This is a genomic window from Streptomyces chartreusis (genome assembly GCF_008704715.1).
Taxonomy (GTDB): domain Bacteria; phylum Actinomycetota; class Actinomycetes; order Streptomycetales; family Streptomycetaceae; genus Streptomyces; species Streptomyces chartreusis.
On the sequence record NZ_CP023689.1, the window covers coordinates 1,917,276 to 1,934,872 of the forward strand.

Below are 17,597 nucleotides of genomic sequence, written 5' to 3' on the forward strand. Positions count from 1 at the left end.
GGGCTGGTGGGGGGTGGGGGTCGTGGGGTCTAACGGTCCGGGGGCGACGTGCGGTGCATCGTGTGTCTCCGCGCTTCGCCTACCCAGCGTGGCGCAACTGCATGGGTGGCCGCCGGGGTTGCGCGGGTCGCGGAGCGGCCGTACGCCTCAGTCCTCCGGGGTGGTCGTCCTGCGACGCAGCCGGTACGCCGCGCCTGAGAACGCACCCGCGATCAGTACGCCGCCGGCCACCAGCGCGGGGACGGAGTCGGTGAAGGTGCCGCCGGTGCCGGCCTGCACACCGTGCTGGTCGGTCGCGCCTGCGCAGTCCTCCGCTCCGGGTTCCTTCTTGCCGGCTCCGGTGTCCCACTCGGGTGCGATTCCGCTCGCGTCGGTTCCACCGGCGTCGGTTCCTCCGGTCTCGCCGGCACCGCTCCCGCCGGTGTCCGTGCCGCCGGTGTCGAGCCCTTCCTCGCCGAGTCCCCCGGTGTCGGTCCCGCCGAGTCCTCCCGTCCCTTCGGTTTCGGCGCCGTCCCACCCGGGTTCGGCCTTTCCGGCCTCCGACTCGGCCGCGTAGGGCTCGGTCTTTCCGGCTCCGGTCCAGTCGGAGTCGGGGTCCTTGCAGGTGTGGCCACCGCCGGTGCCGCCGCTGCCGCTGCCGCCCTGGTGGCCCCCGCTCTCCTCACCCTTGCCGCCCGCGTCGCTCCCCTTGCCGCCGCCGGAGTCGCTCGCGCTCAGGTCGCTGACACCGGAGTCGGTCAGAACGGAGTCGGTGGCATCCGAGTCAGTCGGATCGGAGTCGGTCGGATCGGAGTCACTGCCACCGCCCACGCTCCCGGCACCACCGCTCCCGGTACCACCGCTCTCCCGCGCCACCGTGAACGTCGCGCTCCACTCCTTGCCCTCGCCGCCGCCCACTGCCGGGCAGGTCCCGTCGACCGTCCAGTCGGACTCGGCTCCGGCCGCGTCCGGGTCGCCCTCGAAACTCTCGGCCGGGGGGACCCGGGCGCTGCCGCGGTACACGGCCCCGGCGGCCTTCTCGCCCGTGCCGGAGACCCGTTTCAGCTCGACGGTGCCTTCCTCGAACGCCTGCGAGGTGGCCTGGAGGGTGGCGGGCGCGGACCCGTCGAGGGCGTCGCAGGTGACCGAGACGGTGACGCTGCCGCCCGGCGCGACCGTGCCCGGACTGACCTCCGCGGCCGGGTCCGCGGAGGCGGCCGAGGCGGGGGCGCCCAGGGCGACACCCGTCAGAGCGGCGACGGACAGGGCGCGGGCGGTGCGGCGCATGGGGTGGACTCCTTCGGCCGACGGCTGCGGGGGAACGGCGGTCGTGCCCCCGCAGCCATGACAGCCCGCCCGCGGCCCGGGCGCGCGCGGCCGGACCCCATTCGCGGGATCGGGGAGGGCCGAGCGGGTGACACGACACGCCCCGACGAGCCCGCTCGCCTCTCCCGTCCTGGAGCCGGCCGAGTCCTCTACGCCCCCACCCCCGACTCGCCCCACCCGCTCAGTTCAACAACGCCGCCAGATCCCGCTCGAGCCCCCGCCCGCGCCTGCTGACCACCCCGGCCGCGACGTCCGCCAGCTTGCGGTTCGTGCCCTGTGAGATGCGGCGGAGTACGCCGAACGCGGCGTCGGCGTCGCAGCCGAGTACGTGCATGACGATGCCGCAGGCCTGGTCGACTACGGGACGGGAGCGCAGGGCGGCGCCCAGGTGGTCCAGCTCGGTGAGCGCGGCGCGGTAGGAGCGGTCGCGGACGAGACAGCTCGCGGCGAATTCCCCGAGCGCGTGCACGGGGCCGTGCCGGGCGTCGTCCAGGGCGCCCGGACGGAAGCTGTAGAGGCTCAGCGTCACCGTCAGGCCGGACCGGCGGAACGGCAGCGTGACGCTGGAGCGCACGCCGGAGTCGAGCGCCAGGGCGCGGTACTCGGGCCAGCGCTCGTCGTGCAGCAGGTCGGCCGAGTCGACGGGCTCACCGCGTTCCAGGGCGGCCGGAATGGGTCCGTCCCCGGAGCGGAGCTGCACGGCGACGAGCCCGGCCAGGTCGGGGTGGGTGACGGCGGCGGGCCGGTCGGCGCCCGCCTCGGCCACCGTACTGCTGGCGCCGCAGCAGTCGGCGGTGCAGCGCGCGGCCTGTTCGGCGAGGGCCGACAATCTGCGCCCGGGAAGGGCGGCTTCGGCGGACTCGTCTCCCCAGTGACCCACACGGTCGCGAGCGGGCATCGTCAACTCCTCCTTCTTTTCTGCGCGTTCCCGGTCCCGGCCGGGGAAAACGGTCGTGGAGCGACCAGGAACCGGTTGGATCCCCGCTGCCCCGCAACGTGTCGCCGCGAGCTAGGTTCATGCCCATGGAGAAGACGGACGGATTCGGTGAGGAGCTCGCGGATTTCGTACGCCGCGTCGCGGAACTGAAGGCGGCGCGGTCCGTGACGGGAGAGGACCTGCCGACGGTCCTCGACGCGGCCATCTTCGAACTCGACCATGTCGCCGATCAGTTGTGGCCGTGGTACGAGCGGCTGTCCTCGGCCGGGCTGCCGCGTACGGCCTCCGCCGACCGTCAGGAGCAGCATCTGCTCCGGGCGGTGTTCCAGCAGTTCCCGCTCCCGGTCGCGCTGGTGGACCGGGAGGCGGTGGTACGCCGGCTGAACCTCGCGGCGACCGCTTTCACCGGTGTCCGCTCGGGCCATGCGACGGGCCGCCCGCTGTCCGGCCTCCTCGCGCACGCCGACCGGGCCGCGTTCCGTTCCCAGGCCGCCGCCGTGGCCCGCGGCGAGGGCGACCGCAGTCTGACCGTGCATCTCCAGCAGCGTCCGTCGGCCCCCGTCCACGCGACCCTGACCGCCGTACGTCCGAGCGGGGAGCCGCACCCCACGGTCCTGGTGGTGATGCAGCCCGGCGCGCTCGGGGCACTCGAACCGCCTGCCCGGCCGGCCCCGCAGGCGACCCGGGTCCCCGACCTGGCCGAGACGACCCGGCACGCGACCCTGATGGATCTGCTGGACGAGATGACGACGGCCCTGCTGACCGCACCGCGCGGCGACCGCGAGTCCGTGCTGCGGCGGGCGGCCCGGGTACTGCACGGCGGCTTCGCCGACTGGGTGATCGCCGACGCGACCGCCTCGCCGATGACGCGTACGGCGGTGCTGGCCCCCTCACCCGAGGAGGCGACGGCGCTGGCGGCGCAGGATCCGGCCGCGTGTCCCCTGGTCACGGAGACCACGCGCACCGGATCCCCGTCGCTCCAGGTGCGTCCGGAGGACCCGGACGCCTTCGGGAGGGACCCGCAGGGTGCCCCCGTACTCGTCCGGGCGAACGTCACGTCACTGCTGTGCGTCCCCCTGGCGGCCGGCGGCACCGTGCGGGGCACCCTGACCCTCTTCAGATGCGGGGCCCGGTCCCCGTTCTCCATGGCGGAGGCGAAGGCCCTGGACACGATGTCCCGCCACATATCGCTGGCGGCCACCGAGGTCCCCTAGGAGCGGCTCTCAGACCGTCTCCCAGGGGCGGCCCTCAGGCCACATCGCTGAGCACTTGTTCCCGCACCCGGTTGCAGCACCGGCTGATCAGCCGGGACACATGCATCTGCGAGATGCCCAGGTGCTCCGCGATCCGGCTCTGCGTCATGTCGCCGAAGAACCGCATGTAGAGGATCGCCCGCTCCCGCTCGGGCAGCGCGGCGAGCCTCGGCCTGACGGACTCGCGGTCGACGACGGTGTCCAGCGCGGGATCGGCCGAGCCGAGCGCGTCGCTGAGCGAGTAGCCGTCGTCGCTGCCGGGCAGTTCCGCGTCCAGCGACAGGGCGGTGAAGCTCTCCAGCGCCTCCAGGCCGACCCGGACGTCCGCCTCGGTCATGTCCGCGTGCGCGGCGATCTCGGCGTTGGACGGCATGCGGCCGGAGACGGTCTGGAGGTCGTGCACGGCGAACCGTACGCGGTTGCGCAGGTCCTGTACCCGGCGCGGCACGTGCAGCGTCCACATGTGGTCGCGGAAGTGCCGCTTGATCTCGCCGGTGATGGTGGGCACGGCGTAGCTCTCGAAGGCGTTGCCGCGCTCGGGGTCGTATCGGTCGACGGCCTTGACCAGGCCGAGTGCGGCGACCTGCCGCAGGTCCTCGAAGCTCTCGCCGCGGCTGCGGAAACGTCCGGCGAGCCGGTCGGCCATGGGCAGCCACGCCTCTACGATCCGCCCGCGGAGGGCGTCGCGCTGCGGTCCCTCGGGCAGCGCGGCCAGCCGGCGGAAGTCCTCGGCGGTGTCGGGGGCGTCGTCGTGCGGGTGGTGCTTCGCGCTCACTGGTGTGGGCATGTGCGTCGCAACTCCCTTGGTTGTGCTCTGGCTTGGACGGTCAACCGCGGGAGTGCGGGCGCGCACCGGTACCGGACACACCCGTGGCGGGACTCGCCGTTCCCACGGACGTGCCTCCTGTCCGAAGCACTGTTCGTCCGCCTGCCCTCACTCACCGTCCTCAAACGCCCACGCGGGTTTTCCGCCTGCCCCCGGGGTCACTCGTGGCGGTGCCGCACAGCCCCCGCACGGAGGGCCGGCCCCCGATCGGACCGGGAGGTCCCGCATGAGCAGCAAAGTCGCCGACCATGTCCTTGAGCGCCTGCGCGAATGGGGTGTGGAGCAGGTCTTCGGCTACCCCGGCGACGGCATCAACGGGCTGCTGGCCGCCTGGGGCCGGGCCGGGAACCGGCCGCGTTTCGTCCAGTCGCGGCACGAGGAGATGTCCGCGTTCCAGGCGGTCGGGTACGCCAAGTTCAGCGGCCGGCTCGGGGTGTGCGCGGCGACCTCGGGGCCGGGCGCGATCCACCTCCTGAACGGCCTGTACGACGCCAAGCTCGACCATGTGCCCGTCCTGGCGATCGTCGGCCAGACGCACCGCTCCGCGATGGGCGGCTCGTACGAGCAGGAGGTGGACCTGCACACGCTGTTCAAGGACGTCGCCTCGGACTTCGTGGAGACGGTGACGGTCCCCGAGCAGCTGCCGAACGTCCTGGACCGGGCGATCCGTACGGCGTACGCGCGCCGCGCCCCCACGGCCGTCATCATCCCCGGCGACGTCCAGGAGCTGGACTACTCGCCGCCCACGCACGAGTTCAAGATGGTGCCCTCCAGCCTGGACCGCACTTCCTGGACGGCGGTCCCCTCGGAGGACTCGGTGCGGCGGGCGGCGGAGATCCTCAACACCGGCGACAAGGTGGCGATCCTGGTCGGCCAGGGAGCGGCCGGCGCACGCGCCGAGGTGGAGCGGATCGCCGAACTGCTCGGCGCGGGCGTGGCGAAGGCGCTGCTCGGCAAGGACGTCCTGAGCGACGAACTGCCCTATGTCACCGGCGCGATCGGCCTGCTGGGCACACGGCCCTCGTACGAGCTGATGCGGGACTGCGACACGCTCCTGACCATCGGATCGTCCTTCCCGTACTCGCAGTTCCTGCCGGACTTCGGCAAGGCGCGCGGTGTGCAGATCGACATCGATCCGCACATGGTCGGGATGCGGTATCCGTACGAGGTGAATCTCGTCGGCGACGCGAAGGCGACGCTGGAGCGGCTGATCCCGCTGATCGCCGCCGAGGAGCGGGGCCGCGAGTGGTACGACACGGTGTGCGACAACGTGGCGCGCTGGCGGGACGTCATGGAGCGGCGCGCGGGGCTGTCGGCCGACCCGATCAACCCGGAGTACGTCACCCGCGCGCTGGACCCGCTGCTGCCGGACGACGCGATCGTCTCCTCCGACTCGGGCTCGGCGGCCAACTGGTACGCCCGCCACCTCACGATGCGGCCCGGCATGCGCGCGTCGCTGTCCGGGACGCTGGCGACGATGGGCTGCGGTGTGCCGTACGCGATCGGCGCCAAGTTCGCCCACCCGGACCGCCCGGCGATCGCCCTGGTCGGGGACGGGGCGATGCAGATGAACGGGCTGGCGGAACTGATCACGGCGGCGAAGTACAAGCACCTCTGGGATGACCCGCGTCTGATCGTGGCCGTGTTCAACAACCGCGACCTCAACCAGGTCACGTGGGAGATGCGCGCCATGGAGGGCGCCCCGTCCTTCCTCCCCTCCCAGGAACTCCCCGACGTCGACTACGCCGCCTTCGCCCGTTCCCTCGGCCTGACCGGCATCCGCGTGGAGAAGCCCGAGGAGGTCGAGCCGGCCTGGCGCGCGGGCCTGGAGTCGGACGGCCCCGCCGTACTCGACTTCCTCACGGACCCGGCCGTCCCCCCGATCCCCCCGCACGCCACCTGGGACCAACTGGAAGCAACGGCCACATCCATCCTGAAGGGCGACCCCGACCGAGGCGCGATGATCCGCCAGGGCTTCAAGTCGAAGATGCAGGAGTTCTTGTCGGGACGGGAGAAGAAGCCCAACTGAACCGGTTCGCCCGACTACCCTGAGTTCCTGCGCGGGAGGGGGCACGGGGGACATGGAGTACGGGGCGGACACGGCGGTCGGGGCAGGAAGACCGCGGGTCTTCATCTCCTACGCCCATGACGACCAGCATCACGTCGACAAGGTGGAGACGCTCTACGAGCTGCTGCGCACACAGGGCGGTCTCGACGCGAAGGTCGATCTTTACGCCGGCGTGCAGCCCCAGGACTGGCCACGGTGGATGATGCGGCAGTATGCCGACGCGGACTACGTCCTCGTCGTCGCGTCTCCCGCATACAAGATCCGCGGTGACCACGAAGAGCAGGACGGGGTGGGACTCGGAGTCTCCTTCGAGGCCACTCTGCTGGGCACGGAGCTCTATGAGAACTACAGAGCCTGGTTCCGGAAGGTCCTCCTGGTCATCCTGCCCGGACGCAGTGAGAAGGAACTGCCCTCGTTCCTGGGAGCCGTGCGAATCAGCCGCTTCCGTGTACCGTCGCTCAACTCGGCGGGCATCGAGCAGCTCGTGCGTTACATGACGGACCAACCCGAGCGCGTCGAGCCGCCGCTCGGCCCAATCCCCGTGTACGGCACCCGCCCGTCCTTGCTGGCGGCATCCTCGCCGTGCTCCCCCGCCGGGGACGTAGTGACGCCCGCCGCTGCGCCCGCGGACATGCCGTCGGGCGGGCTGGACGAGGCTGCCTGGCGGCAGTTGGGCGGGCTGCTCAAGGACGTAAGGCCGGAGAGTTGGGCCGGCCAGGCGTACCAGTGGTCCTTCGGAGCCCCGGGCGGTCCGGGACAGGCCGCCGCACCGTACGGCACGCCCGAAGGCGACTTGTACGCATGGGCCGAGGATCTGGGCGAGCGCCGCCACGCTCCGGGCGCGGTGCCCAAGCCGGTCGCCTTCGCGCACGCCCTCGCGGCCGGTTACGCCGCCGGTGAGAGCCCCGCCGACCAGCAGCGTGCATCGGCGCTGGCCACATGGGTGAGCCGGTTCCTGGACAGCCGGGAGCTGCCGACGCTGCCCGAGGCCCCGGGCATCAAACGCGGCGAGGCGACGCTGACCGTGCGGCTGACGGAGCACCCCCAGCGGCCGGACCGGTACTACGCGGAGATATGGCTGCGCACGACGGACGGAAGACAGCCGCGCCGCCTTCAGCCACCCGAGGACGGGTCGTCGATGGTGGTGGACATGGACGGGGCGCGCGACCTGCTTCAGGAATGCATGCGCAATCTCGCGGAGGCGCTCACCGACGGGAAGCAGGGCCCGGGTACGAAGCTGGAGCGCATCGAGTTCGCCGTCTTCGACGGCCTGCTGGAGGAGGCGTTCGAGCAGTGGCCACTGCAACTGCCCAGGGGGACGCGCTCGCTCGGCAAGCTCTACCAGGTCGTGGTCCGCTGCCCGGACGAGCGCTGCGAGTTCGACCTGCCGCAGCTGTGGTCCCGCCGGTGGCAGTGGCTGACCCGGCGCAACGGCCATGCCGAGCGGCCCACGGCGTGGGTGGCGGAGGAGGACGTCGAAAGCCTGGACGAGCGCATCGGCGAGTGGCGCAGGAACGACCACCCGGTGTGCGTCGCGGTGTCGACGACGCCGGCCCGGTCGAGTGTGTACGCGGCGCTGGACGCCGGAATGCCGATCATCGTCTGGCAGCGCGACAGTCATCGTAGTGATCCCGACGTACCGCCGCTGGATGCGCTGCTGGACCTGCACAGCGTGGCCGACGTGGCGGAACTGCCCGACACGGTGGCGAAGTTGCGCCGGAGCACGAAGGTGCCCGACGCGGCCCGGGCGAGCGTGGTCCTCCTGTGGGACGACCCCAACCACTCGCCGGCCGCGGACCCGTTGAGCGACACGAACCTGATCGCGTGACACGACCGTCCGGCACGCTGCCGGAAACCTACCGGAGGTGCCGTGAAGGACTGGTGGATCTACAAGGGCGACCGGGCGGTGCCGACGCAGCGGCACCTCGCCCGGCTCGCCGAACACCGGCCGCCATGGCGGGTGTTCGAGGGCGAGATCGACCCGGGTCACATCGTGCCCTCGCTCGACGACGAACGGTACGCGGCGGACCGTGAGCGCGGGGCGGGCTACCTCGCCGACGACAACGAGATCGACCTCGTCAACACGGCGCTCCTCCTGCGGCGCCCGCTGCTGGTCACAGGCGTGCCGGGGGTGGGCAAGTCGACGCTGGCGTACAGCATCGCGCAGGACCTGGGACTCGGCCCTGTGCTGCGGTGGCCCATCACCAGCCGGGCCACGCTGCGCGACGGCCTGTACCGGTACGACGCGCTACGGCGCCTGGAGGACGCCAACCTCGCACGCATGCGCGCAGCCCCGGACGAGTCACCAGAGGCGGACGAAGGCGACCGGGAAACAGAGGAGGAACGGCCGTCGGACCGTAAGGCGGCCGCGGACGGCATCGGACGCTATCTTCGGCTGGGCCCCCTGGGCACCGCGTTCCTGCCCGCCGAGCGTCCTCGCGTCCTGCTCGTCGACGAGATCGACAAGTGCGACATCGATCTGCCGGGCGACCTGCTGACCGTTCTGGACGAAGGGCGCTTCGACATCCCGGAGCTGGCCCGGCTCGCGGATCACCAGCAGACGATGACCGTGGGAACCGACGACCCCGGCGTACGGGTCCGGATCACCGCGGGTCAGGTGCAGTGCCGGGCCTTCCCCGTGGTCGTCCTCACCAGCAACGGCGAGCGGGAGTTCCCGCCGGCGTTTCTGCGCCGCTGCATCCGGCTGACCATCGACCTGCCGGAAGAGGAGAAGTTGCTGCGCATCATCGAGCGGCGCATCGGGCCCGACGCGGTGGCGACGGCGACCGGTCCCGATGGTCTGATCCGCACGTTCCTGAGTCGGCGCGAGCGCGGTGAACTGGGCACGGACCAGCTGCTCAACGCCGTGCAGCTGCGCCTGGCCGGAGCGTGGACGGCTCCGGAGGAGATCAAGCAGTTGGCGGACGCGACCCTGCAGCCGCTCAGCGGGCCGGACGCGACGTGATCTCCCACCTCCTGGATCTCCTGCGGGAGGGCGGGGTCGAGGACCCCGGCCCCGAGGAACTGGCGGACATCCTCTGGCTCGCCCAGCACGTCCTGGACGGCCGTTCGTCCGGTACCGAGGACGAGCCCGACGCGGAACCGGAGGAGTCCCCCGCCGAGACACCGGAATCCAAGGAGGATCCGACACCACCGCCCACAGAGCCCGTCGACGGCACCGGCGCCGCGCGCCAGGCAACCCTGCACATCCGGGGCTCCCGCCGGCCTGCGCCACGGGAGCGGCTCGCCGCCCCCGTGCACGTCCCGGCGGAGGCCGCACTGCCGCACGGTCTCGCGCTGACAAGGGCGTTGAAGCCGCTCACCCGCAAGGTGCCGTCCCTCACCGCGTTCGAACTGGACGAAGAGGCGACGGTCACGCGACTCGTGGACGAGGACATCATGGTCCCCGTCCTGCGCCCTGAACCGGCCCGCCGGCTCTGCCTCACCCTGGTCGTCGACACCAGCCCCTCAATGGCCCTGTGGCACAACGAGGTCCGGGAAGTCCAACAAGGACTGGCCCGCCTCGGCGCGTTCCGCGACATCCGCCGCTGGAACCTCTCCCCCGCCCCCGACGGCTCCGGGGTCGAGGTGCGCCCGCACCCGTCGGTGGGCAGACCGGCCCGCCACCACCGCGAGATCCTCGACCCCACCGGGAACCAGCTCATCGTCGTCCTCAGCGACACGGTGGGCTCCATGTGGCACGACGCAACGGCGGAACGCCTGCTGCTCGACTGGGCGCAGCGCTCCCACGTCAGCCTCATGCATCTGCTGCCCAGCTCGCTGTGGAGCCGCGGCGGCGCCGCACCGACGCCGGTGTCGCTGCGGGTGCCGCAGCCGGGGGCGCCGAACTCACGATGGGGCCTCGAGCCCTCCCGCCGCTTCGACTCACGTCGCCGACCGGCCCTGGCGGTTCCCGTGGTGGAGCTGGAGCCCGGACCACTGCGCGGCTGGGCCGAGATGACCGCGGGCAGTTGTCGCTGGACCCCGACGGCCGCGCTGCTGCTGCGGCACGGAGCGCGGGGACGGCGTCGCGAGAAACTGCCGGCCCACCCGACCCCACCAACCGGAACGACGGACGCGGACGCGGACGAGGCGATCCTGCGGTTCCGCAGATCGTCGTCGCCCCGGTCCTGGCAGCTGGCCGGGCTGCTGTCGGCACTGTCCACGGTCACCCTTCCGGTGGCGCGGGTGGTGCAGCGGGCCATGCTGCCGGACTCGTCACGAAGCGAACTGGCCGAGGTCTTCCTCGGCGGGATGCTGCACCGGGCCGAGGACAGGGCCGACGACGCCGAACACGGCGAGCCGCGCTTCGAGTTCACTCCCGATGTCCGCGACGCACTCCTCAACGCTCAGTACCACAGCGATGTGAGCAGGGTCCTGGAGCTGCTGCGCGACGAGGTGACGGCCTTCCTGGAGCCCCGGATCGGGCATCCGCGCGCTTTCGACGCGGCCCTCATGGGTGTCGACCGTGATCAGGCGACCGTGCCCGTGGCCGGGGAGGCCTTCGCCGCTCCCTCTGCTGCGGGGGTGACACGGCTCGGGCACGCCCTTGCGCCCGCCGGCGGCGAAGGGCCTGGCACGTGGGGAAGCACTCAACCGTGCGTCCTGATCAGCCATGTGGGCAGGGATCGCGCGTGGGCCGAGTGGGCCGCATGGCACGTACTGGACGCGGGCTACGAGGCCGTGCTGGACGAGTGGGGACCGGAGCCGGGGCACGACCTGGTCGGCCGGTTACGGCACGAGCTGGAGCGGCCCGGTACGCGAGTCCTCGCCCTGTTCTCCCTGCACTATCCCGGCCCTGATCGGCCTCTCTTCCCGAAGGGCCTCGACTTTCTCACCTTGGTCGGTGACGTCGTCCCGATCAGCCTCGACGAGACCTCGTACCCGCCGCTCGGCCGGCCTCTGCCGACCCTGTCCGGGCTGGGTGAGCAGGAGGCCCGGGAGGCCCTGCTGCGCACGGTGCGGAGCCCGTTCGGCGGCCGTACGGAATTCCTCCCCGCCGGTCGGCCGGGCCGACTGCGGCGGGGAAGGGACGGGGGGCCCAGGCTGCCCGGCACACCTCCGCGGGTGTCGAACCTTCCCGCGCGTGGCTCCGGGTTCACCGGCCGGGAGAGCGAGCTCGCCGACATCCGCGTGCGGCTGGCCCATGAGGGGCGCGTCGCCGTCATCGCCCAGCACGGACACGGCGGGGGCGGACGGAGCAGGCTCGCCGTCGAGTACGCGCACCGCTTCAGTGGTGAGTACGACGTGGTGTGGTGGGTGACGGCCGACAAGCTCGCGCGGATCCCCGAGCAACTGGAGAGGCTGGCGCTGGTGATGGGCGTGGCCCGACCGGGCATCTCACCAGGAGCCGTCCTGCCCGCCCTGGCGGCCGAGCTGCGTTCCCGGCCCCGCTGGCTCCTCGTCTTCGACAATGCCGACGACCCTGCCGTCGTCACCCACATTCCCGACGGGCCCGGGCACGTCCTGGTCACCTCCCGTGACGCCAACCTGCGGCTGAACATCCCGGCCGTCTCCCTGGACGTGCTGTCGGTCAAGGCATCCGTGGCACTGCTGCGCAGCCGACGTCCACAGTTGTCCGCGAGGGACGCCGAGCGGCTGGCGGAGGCCCTTGGCCATCTTCCGCTGGCTCTGGAGATGGCAGGCGCCCTGCTCTCCACCATGAGCCTGGAAGTCTTTCTGCGCGGCCTGGCCCGCGAGGTCGCAGGGCAGCCCGGATGGACACCGCCGGTGGTCGCCGTGATCCGGCAGAGCGCCCTGCGTCTGCGTCGGCGCGATCCCGCGGCGGCGGACCTGCTCGACGCCTGCGCGCTGTTGCCGGCCACGGAGCCCTTCCCGCTGCACGCCTGCGTCCCGGCAGGGAAGAACGCCTCCCGTCTGGGCCGGGCCCTGGCCGACCTCAGGGCCCGGCAACGGCTGTTGAAGGAGGTGAGTGAGATCGGGCTGGCTCGGGTGTCCGACGGCACTCTGCAACTGCATCAGCTCACCAAGGCCGTACTCCGCGGGGATCTCTCCGCCGACGAGCGTCGCCGGGCCGCCGGTGACGCCGGTCGGCTGCTCTCCTCGGCATTCCCCAGCGGAGTGCCCGACCCCGCGACCAGGGCACACTGGCCGGCCCTGCTGGCCCATCTGCTGGCCGTCGCCCCCCGGGATCTCACGACGTCGGCAGCCCGGCAAGCCGCCGGTGAGGCCTGCCGCTACCTCTACGACCGGGACGAGACCGAGATCGTCCTGCGTCGGCTGCGGGAACTCCACGAAGGCTGGACGGCCTCGCTCGGGCCCGATGACCGGGACACCCTGCGCGTCGCGTCCCACCTCAGCGTGGTCCTGGCCGAGGCGGGACATCTGGAGGAGTCCCGGGTCGTGGCGGAGGAGACGTACGAGCGTCGCCGCCGGACACGCGGTGCCGATCATCCGCGCACGCTCAACGCGGCCTCCCATCTCGCCGACCGCCTGGCACGGCTGGGACTGTCCGGGAGAGCGTTGCGGCTGACCCAGGACATCTACGAGCGTCGCCGTCGGACTCTCGGGGACGATCATCCGGACACCCTGCGCACGGCGTCCGTCCTCGCGAGGCGGCTCGCCGAGAGCCTGCGGCCGGGCGAGGCGCAGGGCGTGGCCGAGGAGACGTACGGACGTCAGCAACGGGTCCTCGGCATCCACCACCCCGACACCCGGCGTACCGAGTCCGTTCTCGCCGCCCTACGGCATGGCGGACCTGAAAGCGGTCAGCCCGAAGCGTGACGGCTCACCGTCGGGGCCGGCGGTGCGGTCGGGTCGAGGGGGTCCGGCTCTCGTGGCAGCAGGAGGTCCTCGTACCGCCCCAACGCCAGCACCACGCCGAGCATCAGTAGCGGGAGAAGCACGGTGAGCAGTGCCATGGCCTGGGTCCTTCCCCGGATCGTTCGTGGGGGGGGTACCGGTCCGGGTCACCCTCCTTCCGGGATGCAAACCCCCGTGTCGGTCCCCTCTCATCGGGTACGCGGACCGCAGACCCGAAGATCTGGAGGGAGTCATGCAGCGAGGCAGTGACCGGCTGAGCGTTCACCGCGACGACGAGATGAAGCACGAGCTCCAAGGGCTGCTGCGGTCCGGACATCCGACCCGGACCGAGGAGTGGCACGATCCGGAGCCGTCCGCCGAGGACGACCCGCAGGTCGCGGGTGGTCCGGTGGCTCCGGGGACGTCGGCGGCGTCGCTGGCGACGGTACGGCTGGAGCTCGCGCGGTTCCTCGGCCGAAGCGCCTTCCCGGCGACCCCGCGGGACCTGATCCGCGAGCTGCGCCGGGGGTACGCGCCCGACGCCCTGGTCGAGTCGTTGGAGCGGCTGTCGCGAACGTCGCACTATGCAAACGTCCAGGAGCTGGCCGAGGCCGTGACCGGCGGTGAGCGAGAGACCGCCGCCCGGCGCAGGAGCCGGTAGCACGAGATGGGCGCACAACGCCCCGCTTCGGACACATGAGTGCGCGGGCGTTCAGCACCCTTCGGCGGTCGGCCGGGACAACCGGTCGGCCGCCGGTGCCGGTTCCGCGGCCGCGACGGCGAGGCCGGCGCACGACGTAGTCACGAGGCCCTCACAGGGTCGCGGAAGGACACTGAGACATCATGCGTATCGCTTTTCTGACCGCGCCCGAGGGCGTCGAGCAGATCGAGCTCACCGACCCTTGGCGGGCGGCGGTGGACGCGGGGCACGAGCCGGTGCTCGTGTCGACGAGGCCGGGCACGATCCAGGCGTTCCACCATCTCGACAAGGCGGAGAAGTTCCCCGTGCAGGAGGTCGTGGGCGAGACATCGGCCGGCACCTTCGGCGCGCTGGTGCTGCCGGGCGGGGTCGCCAACCCGGACTATCTGCGGATGAACCGCAAGGCCGTCGCCTTCGTACGGGACTTCTTCGACCGGGGCCTGCCGGTCGCGGCGATCTGCCACGCGGCCTGGACGCTGGTGGAGGCGGACGTCGTACGCGGGCGGGTGCTCACCTCGTGGCCGAGCCTGCGGACCGATATCCGCAACGCCGGTGGCTCCTGGGTCGACGAGCAGGTACGGATCTGCGACCACGGCCCGAACGCGCTGGTCACCAGCCGTAGGCCGGACGACCTGAAGGCGTTCTGCGAGACGTTCCTCGAAGTGTTCGCCAGGGAGTCGAGGGCGGCCGTGTAAGACGGGCGACCGCTGCAGGAAGCCACGCTCACATCGGCGGCGTCGCCCCGCCCGGCGCCCGGTCGCGGGCGCCCTCGCGGGTGCGGCCCGAGGCCACCGTGCGGCGTGGGTTGCGGCGCAGATACTCGCCCTCCAGCTGCGCCATCCGTTCGTTGTGGGCCCGAAGCGCGTCGTTCGAGCCGTACAGCAGCGTGTCGTGGCGCGTCCGGTGGATGTTCTCCAGCTCCTTCATGAGCTGTTGGTCGTCCAGCCGGCTGGGGTCGACTCCGGTCATGGTGGTGCCCCGCTCGTCGTGTTCAACCATGCGGTCCCCGCACCCGCCCGTGAGCACGGGGCCCGCGGGCGGTGTACGGGAGACAGCCTTGGGTCTCGCTTCTGCATCCACTGTACGAACAGCGGGGTCCCCGGGCCTCCGTGCGTGTCGGCACTTACCGGGCGCACGGCGGACAGACCCCGTACGCGGCGCCCGACGGCCCGGGTCGCGATCTTCGCCCGTGCGGGTGAGGTCTGCCGTTCACCCTCGGCAATGACCCCGAGCGACGGACCGTACGTCCACGGTTACCGAACCCGCTCGACCCTCCGCTCGTCCCACACCGGCTCCGCCGTCTCCCGTACCCGTCCGTCGCTGCCGAAGACCAGGTAGCGGTCGAAGGAGCGGGCGAACCAGCGGTCGTGGGTGACCGAAAGTACCGTGCCCTCGAATGCCTCCAGCCCCTCCTGGAGCGCCTCGGCGGACTCCAGGTCGAGGTTGTCGGTGGGCTCGTCGAGGAGCAGGGCCGTCACTCCCTGCAGCTCCAGCAGGAGGATCTGGAAGCGGGCCTGCTGGCCGCCGGACAGACGGTCGAACGTCTGCTCGGCCTGCTGGGTCAGCTCGTAGCGGCGCAGACGGGACATCGCGGCGCCCCGGTCCTGCGCGTGCTCCTTCCACAGGATGTCCAGGAGGGTCCGGCCGAGCAGCTCGGGGTGCGCGTGGGTCTGGGCGAAGTGCCCGGGCACGACCCGCGCGCCGAGCTTCCACTGCCCGGTGTGCGCCACGTCGTCGCCGGCCAGCAGCCGCAGGAAGTGCGACTTGCCGGAGCCGTTGGAGCCGAGGACGGCGACCCGCTCGCCGTAGAAGACCTCCAGCGAGAACGGCTTCATCAGGTTCGTGAGCTCGAGGCTCTCGCAGGTGACGGCCCGCACGCCGGTGCGGCCGCCCTTCAGCCGCATCCGGATGTCCTGCTCGCGCGGCGGCTCCGGCGGCGGTCCCGCCTCCTCGAACTTGCGCAGCCGGGTCTGGGCGGCCCGGTAGCGGGAGGCCATGTCCGGGCTGTTCTCAGCCGCCTGACGAAGTGTCAGTACGAGCTTCTTCAGCTGCGCGTGCTTCTCGTCCCAGCGTTTGCGCAGCTCCTCGAAGCGGGCGAACCGGGCACGGCGGGCCTCGTGATAGGTGCCGAAGCCGCCGCCGTGCACCCAGGCGTCCGCCCCGGCCGGCGAGGGCTCCACCGACACGATCTTCTCGGCCGCGCGGGCCAGCAGCTCCCGGTCGTGGGAGACGAAGAGGACCGTCTTGCGGGTCTCCTTCAGCCGCTCCTCCAGCCATCGCTTGCCGGGCACGTCGAGGTAGTTGTCGGGCTCGTCTAGCAGCAGCACCTCGTCGGTGCCGCGCAGCAGCGCCTCCAGCACCAGGCGCTTCTGCTCACCACCGGACAGGGTGCGCACCTGCCGCCACTGCGCCTTGTCGTACGGCACGCCGAGCGCGGCCGTGGTGCACATGTCCCACAGCGTCTCGGCCTCGTACCCGCGCACCTCGGCCCAGTCGGAGAGGGCCTGCGCGTACTTCAGCTGGGCGGCCTCGTCGTCGACGGTCATGATGGCGTGCTCGGCGGCGTCGACGGCCTGCGCGGCCGCGCGGATCCGGGGCGGCGCGACCGACACCAGCAGATCGCGCACGGTCGTCTCGTCCCGTACGGATCCCACGAACTGGCGCATCACCCCGAGACCGCCGCTGACGGTGACGGTGCCGCCGTGCGGTTTCAGTTCCCCGGAGATCAGTCGCAGCAGGGTCGTCTTGCCGGCGCCGTTGGGTCCGACCAGCGCCACGATGGCGCCCTCCCCCACGCGGAAGGACACGTCGCCGAGCAACGCCCTCCCGTCGGGGAGGTAGTACTCGAGGTGCGCGGCTTCCAGATGTCCCATGGACCGGATTGTGCGGGCCGCCTCGGAGCGCGGGCAAACCGTTATCCGCGGCGGCGGGCGAGAAACCGCCCTCGGGCCTCTTTCGGCCTCCACTGGAGGGCCTCCACGAGAGCTGCTACGAGGAGACCGCCGCTACGAGACCGCCGCTACGGCAGGTCCTCCTCCACGGCCTGCCCGGCCGGTCCGCTCTCCCCCGTCGACGCCACGACCGCGCCCGCCCACGACAACGCCTTCCACCCGTCCTCGGGTGAACCCTCCAGGACCACCACGCCGGTGTTGTCGAGCGGATGCGCTCCCGCGAAGGCGACGTCGACATTGGCCACCCGGGCCGCCGCCCACATGCGGATCGCGGCGCCGTGGCTGACCAGGGCGACCGTCCCGGCCCCGCTGCCGGCGGCCTCGGCGACCACCGCGTCGTAGCGCGCGAGTGCCTCCGCACCGCTCTCGCCGCCCGGCATGCGCAGCTCCGTGTCGCCCGCCGCCCAGGCGAACACCGTCCGCATGTAGACATGCCCGGCCTCGGTGTCGCCCGGCAGCATCTCCAGGTCGCCGGCGAACACCTCGCGGATGCCGGCGCGGACGATCACGTCCAGGCCGCGGGCGGCGGCCAGCGGGGCGGCGGTGAGCTGGGTGCGGACGAGGGTGGATGCGTAGATCGCCTCGATGTCCTCGCCGGTCAGGGCGGCGGGCAGCGCGGCGGCCTGCCGTTCGCCGAGCTCGGTGAGACCGGGGCCGGGGACGGCGGTGTCGAGGAGGTAGTCCACATTGGTCGGGGTCTGGCCGTGGCGGACGAGCAGCAGGCGCATCTACGGGTTCCTCCGTGTGTCGGTCACCGCCGGCCGGACAGCAATCGGCCACTTCAGGGTACCCAGC

Annotated in this window: 14 protein-coding genes; 7 read left to right on the forward strand and 7 right to left on the reverse strand. The window is 72.0% G+C overall.

The genetic code is table 11. The features are described from left to right. Nucleotides 1-147: 147 nt before the first annotated feature. Together CP983_RS44415 and CP983_RS07955 are read right to left on the reverse strand one after the other, a co-directional pair. Nucleotides 148-1,266, reverse strand: coding sequence for a hypothetical protein (locus CP983_RS44415; protein ID WP_189748603.1), 1,119 nt, complete (start codon nucleotides 1,264-1,266; stop codon nucleotides 148-150). 220 nt (nucleotides 1,267-1,486) lie between these two features. After that, the gene (locus tag CP983_RS07955; protein ID WP_107908030.1) at nucleotides 1,487-2,203 is read right to left on the reverse strand and encodes an ANTAR domain-containing response regulator; all 717 of its coding nucleotides are present in this window, start codon (nucleotides 2,201-2,203) and stop codon (nucleotides 1,487-1,489) included. Nucleotides 2,204-2,328: 125 nt separating this feature from the next. On the opposite strand from CP983_RS07955, the gene CP983_RS07960 reads away from it, so the two are divergent. After that, on the forward strand, nucleotides 2,329-3,456 hold the full coding sequence (locus tag CP983_RS07960) for a PAS domain-containing protein (RefSeq protein WP_107908389.1): 1,128 nt from the start codon (nucleotides 2,329-2,331) through the stop codon (nucleotides 3,454-3,456). 34 nt (nucleotides 3,457-3,490) lie between these two features. Here CP983_RS07960 and CP983_RS07965 read toward each other — a convergent pair whose 3' ends face one another. Further along, nucleotides 3,491-4,282 (reverse strand): RNA polymerase sigma factor SigF, encoded by a 792-nt coding sequence (locus CP983_RS07965; RefSeq protein WP_150499085.1) that lies wholly within the window; start codon nucleotides 4,280-4,282, stop codon nucleotides 3,491-3,493. A gap of 265 nt (nucleotides 4,283-4,547) precedes the next feature. Between CP983_RS07965 and CP983_RS07970 the strand changes: the two genes are divergently transcribed. Genes CP983_RS07970 through fxsT form a run of 4 tightly spaced genes read left to right on the forward strand, consistent with a single transcriptional unit; the run spans nucleotide 4,548 to nucleotide 13,133 of the window. After that, nucleotides 4,548-6,350: a thiamine pyrophosphate-requiring protein gene (locus CP983_RS07970; RefSeq protein WP_150499086.1), complete on the forward strand. Its 1,803-nt coding sequence runs from the start codon at nucleotides 4,548-4,550 to the stop codon at nucleotides 6,348-6,350. 52 nt (nucleotides 6,351-6,402) lie between these two features. Continuing rightward, a complete protein-coding gene (locus CP983_RS07975; RefSeq protein ID WP_150499087.1) occupies nucleotides 6,403-8,217 on the forward strand; it encodes a VMAP-C domain-containing protein in 1,815 nt (604 codons plus the stop codon). Between the two features lie 42 nt (nucleotides 8,218-8,259). Continuing rightward, nucleotides 8,260-9,354 carry an AAA family ATPase gene (locus CP983_RS07980; protein ID WP_150499088.1) on the forward strand — a complete coding sequence of 365 codons (1,095 nt, stop codon included), beginning with the start codon at nucleotides 8,260-8,262 and terminating at the stop codon, nucleotides 9,352-9,354. Next, nucleotides 9,351-13,133 (forward strand): FxSxx-COOH system tetratricopeptide repeat protein, encoded by a 3,783-nt coding sequence (fxsT, locus tag CP983_RS07985; protein ID WP_150499089.1) that lies wholly within the window; start codon nucleotides 9,351-9,353, stop codon nucleotides 13,131-13,133. Before CP983_RS07980 ends, fxsT begins: the two co-directional genes overlap by 4 nt. Here fxsT and CP983_RS43910 read toward each other — a convergent pair. After that, the gene (locus tag CP983_RS43910) at nucleotides 13,118-13,270 is read right to left on the reverse strand and encodes a hypothetical protein (RefSeq protein WP_167537673.1); all 153 of its coding nucleotides are present in this window, start codon (nucleotides 13,268-13,270) and stop codon (nucleotides 13,118-13,120) included. The two genes, fxsT and CP983_RS43910, sit on opposite strands and share 16 nt — an antisense overlap. A gap of 134 nt (nucleotides 13,271-13,404) precedes the next feature. Here CP983_RS43910 and CP983_RS07990 point away from each other — a divergent pair, with 134 nt between their 5' ends. Next, nucleotides 13,405-13,812 carry a DUF2795 domain-containing protein gene (locus tag CP983_RS07990; protein ID WP_107908023.1) on the forward strand — a complete coding sequence of 136 codons (408 nt, stop codon included), beginning with the start codon at nucleotides 13,405-13,407 and terminating at the stop codon, nucleotides 13,810-13,812. A gap of 182 nt (nucleotides 13,813-13,994) precedes the next feature. Continuing rightward, entirely contained in the window at nucleotides 13,995-14,546 is a 552-nt protein-coding gene (locus CP983_RS07995; protein WP_150499090.1) for a type 1 glutamine amidotransferase domain-containing protein, read from the forward strand. Nucleotides 14,547-14,574: 28 nt separating this feature from the next. Here CP983_RS07995 and CP983_RS08000 read toward each other — a convergent pair whose 3' ends face one another. The 3 genes from CP983_RS08000 to CP983_RS08010 all read right to left on the reverse strand — a co-directional run bounded on the left by CP983_RS08000 (nucleotide 14,575) and on the right by CP983_RS08010 (nucleotide 17,530). Continuing rightward, the gene (locus tag CP983_RS08000) at nucleotides 14,575-14,850 is read right to left on the reverse strand and encodes a DUF6158 family protein (RefSeq protein ID WP_107908021.1); all 276 of its coding nucleotides are present in this window, start codon (nucleotides 14,848-14,850) and stop codon (nucleotides 14,575-14,577) included. A 254-nt stretch (nucleotides 14,851-15,104) separates the two neighbouring features. Beyond that, nucleotides 15,105-16,724, reverse strand: a complete 1,620-nt coding sequence (locus tag CP983_RS08005) for an ABC-F family ATP-binding cassette domain-containing protein (protein ID WP_150499091.1) — start codon at nucleotides 16,722-16,724, stop codon at nucleotides 15,105-15,107. Nucleotides 16,725-16,870: 146 nt separating this feature from the next. Beyond that, complete coding sequence (locus CP983_RS08010; protein WP_150499092.1) at nucleotides 16,871-17,530, reverse strand: histidine phosphatase family protein; 660 nt, start codon at nucleotides 17,528-17,530, stop codon at nucleotides 16,871-16,873. Between the last annotated feature and the right edge of the window lie 67 nt (nucleotides 17,531-17,597).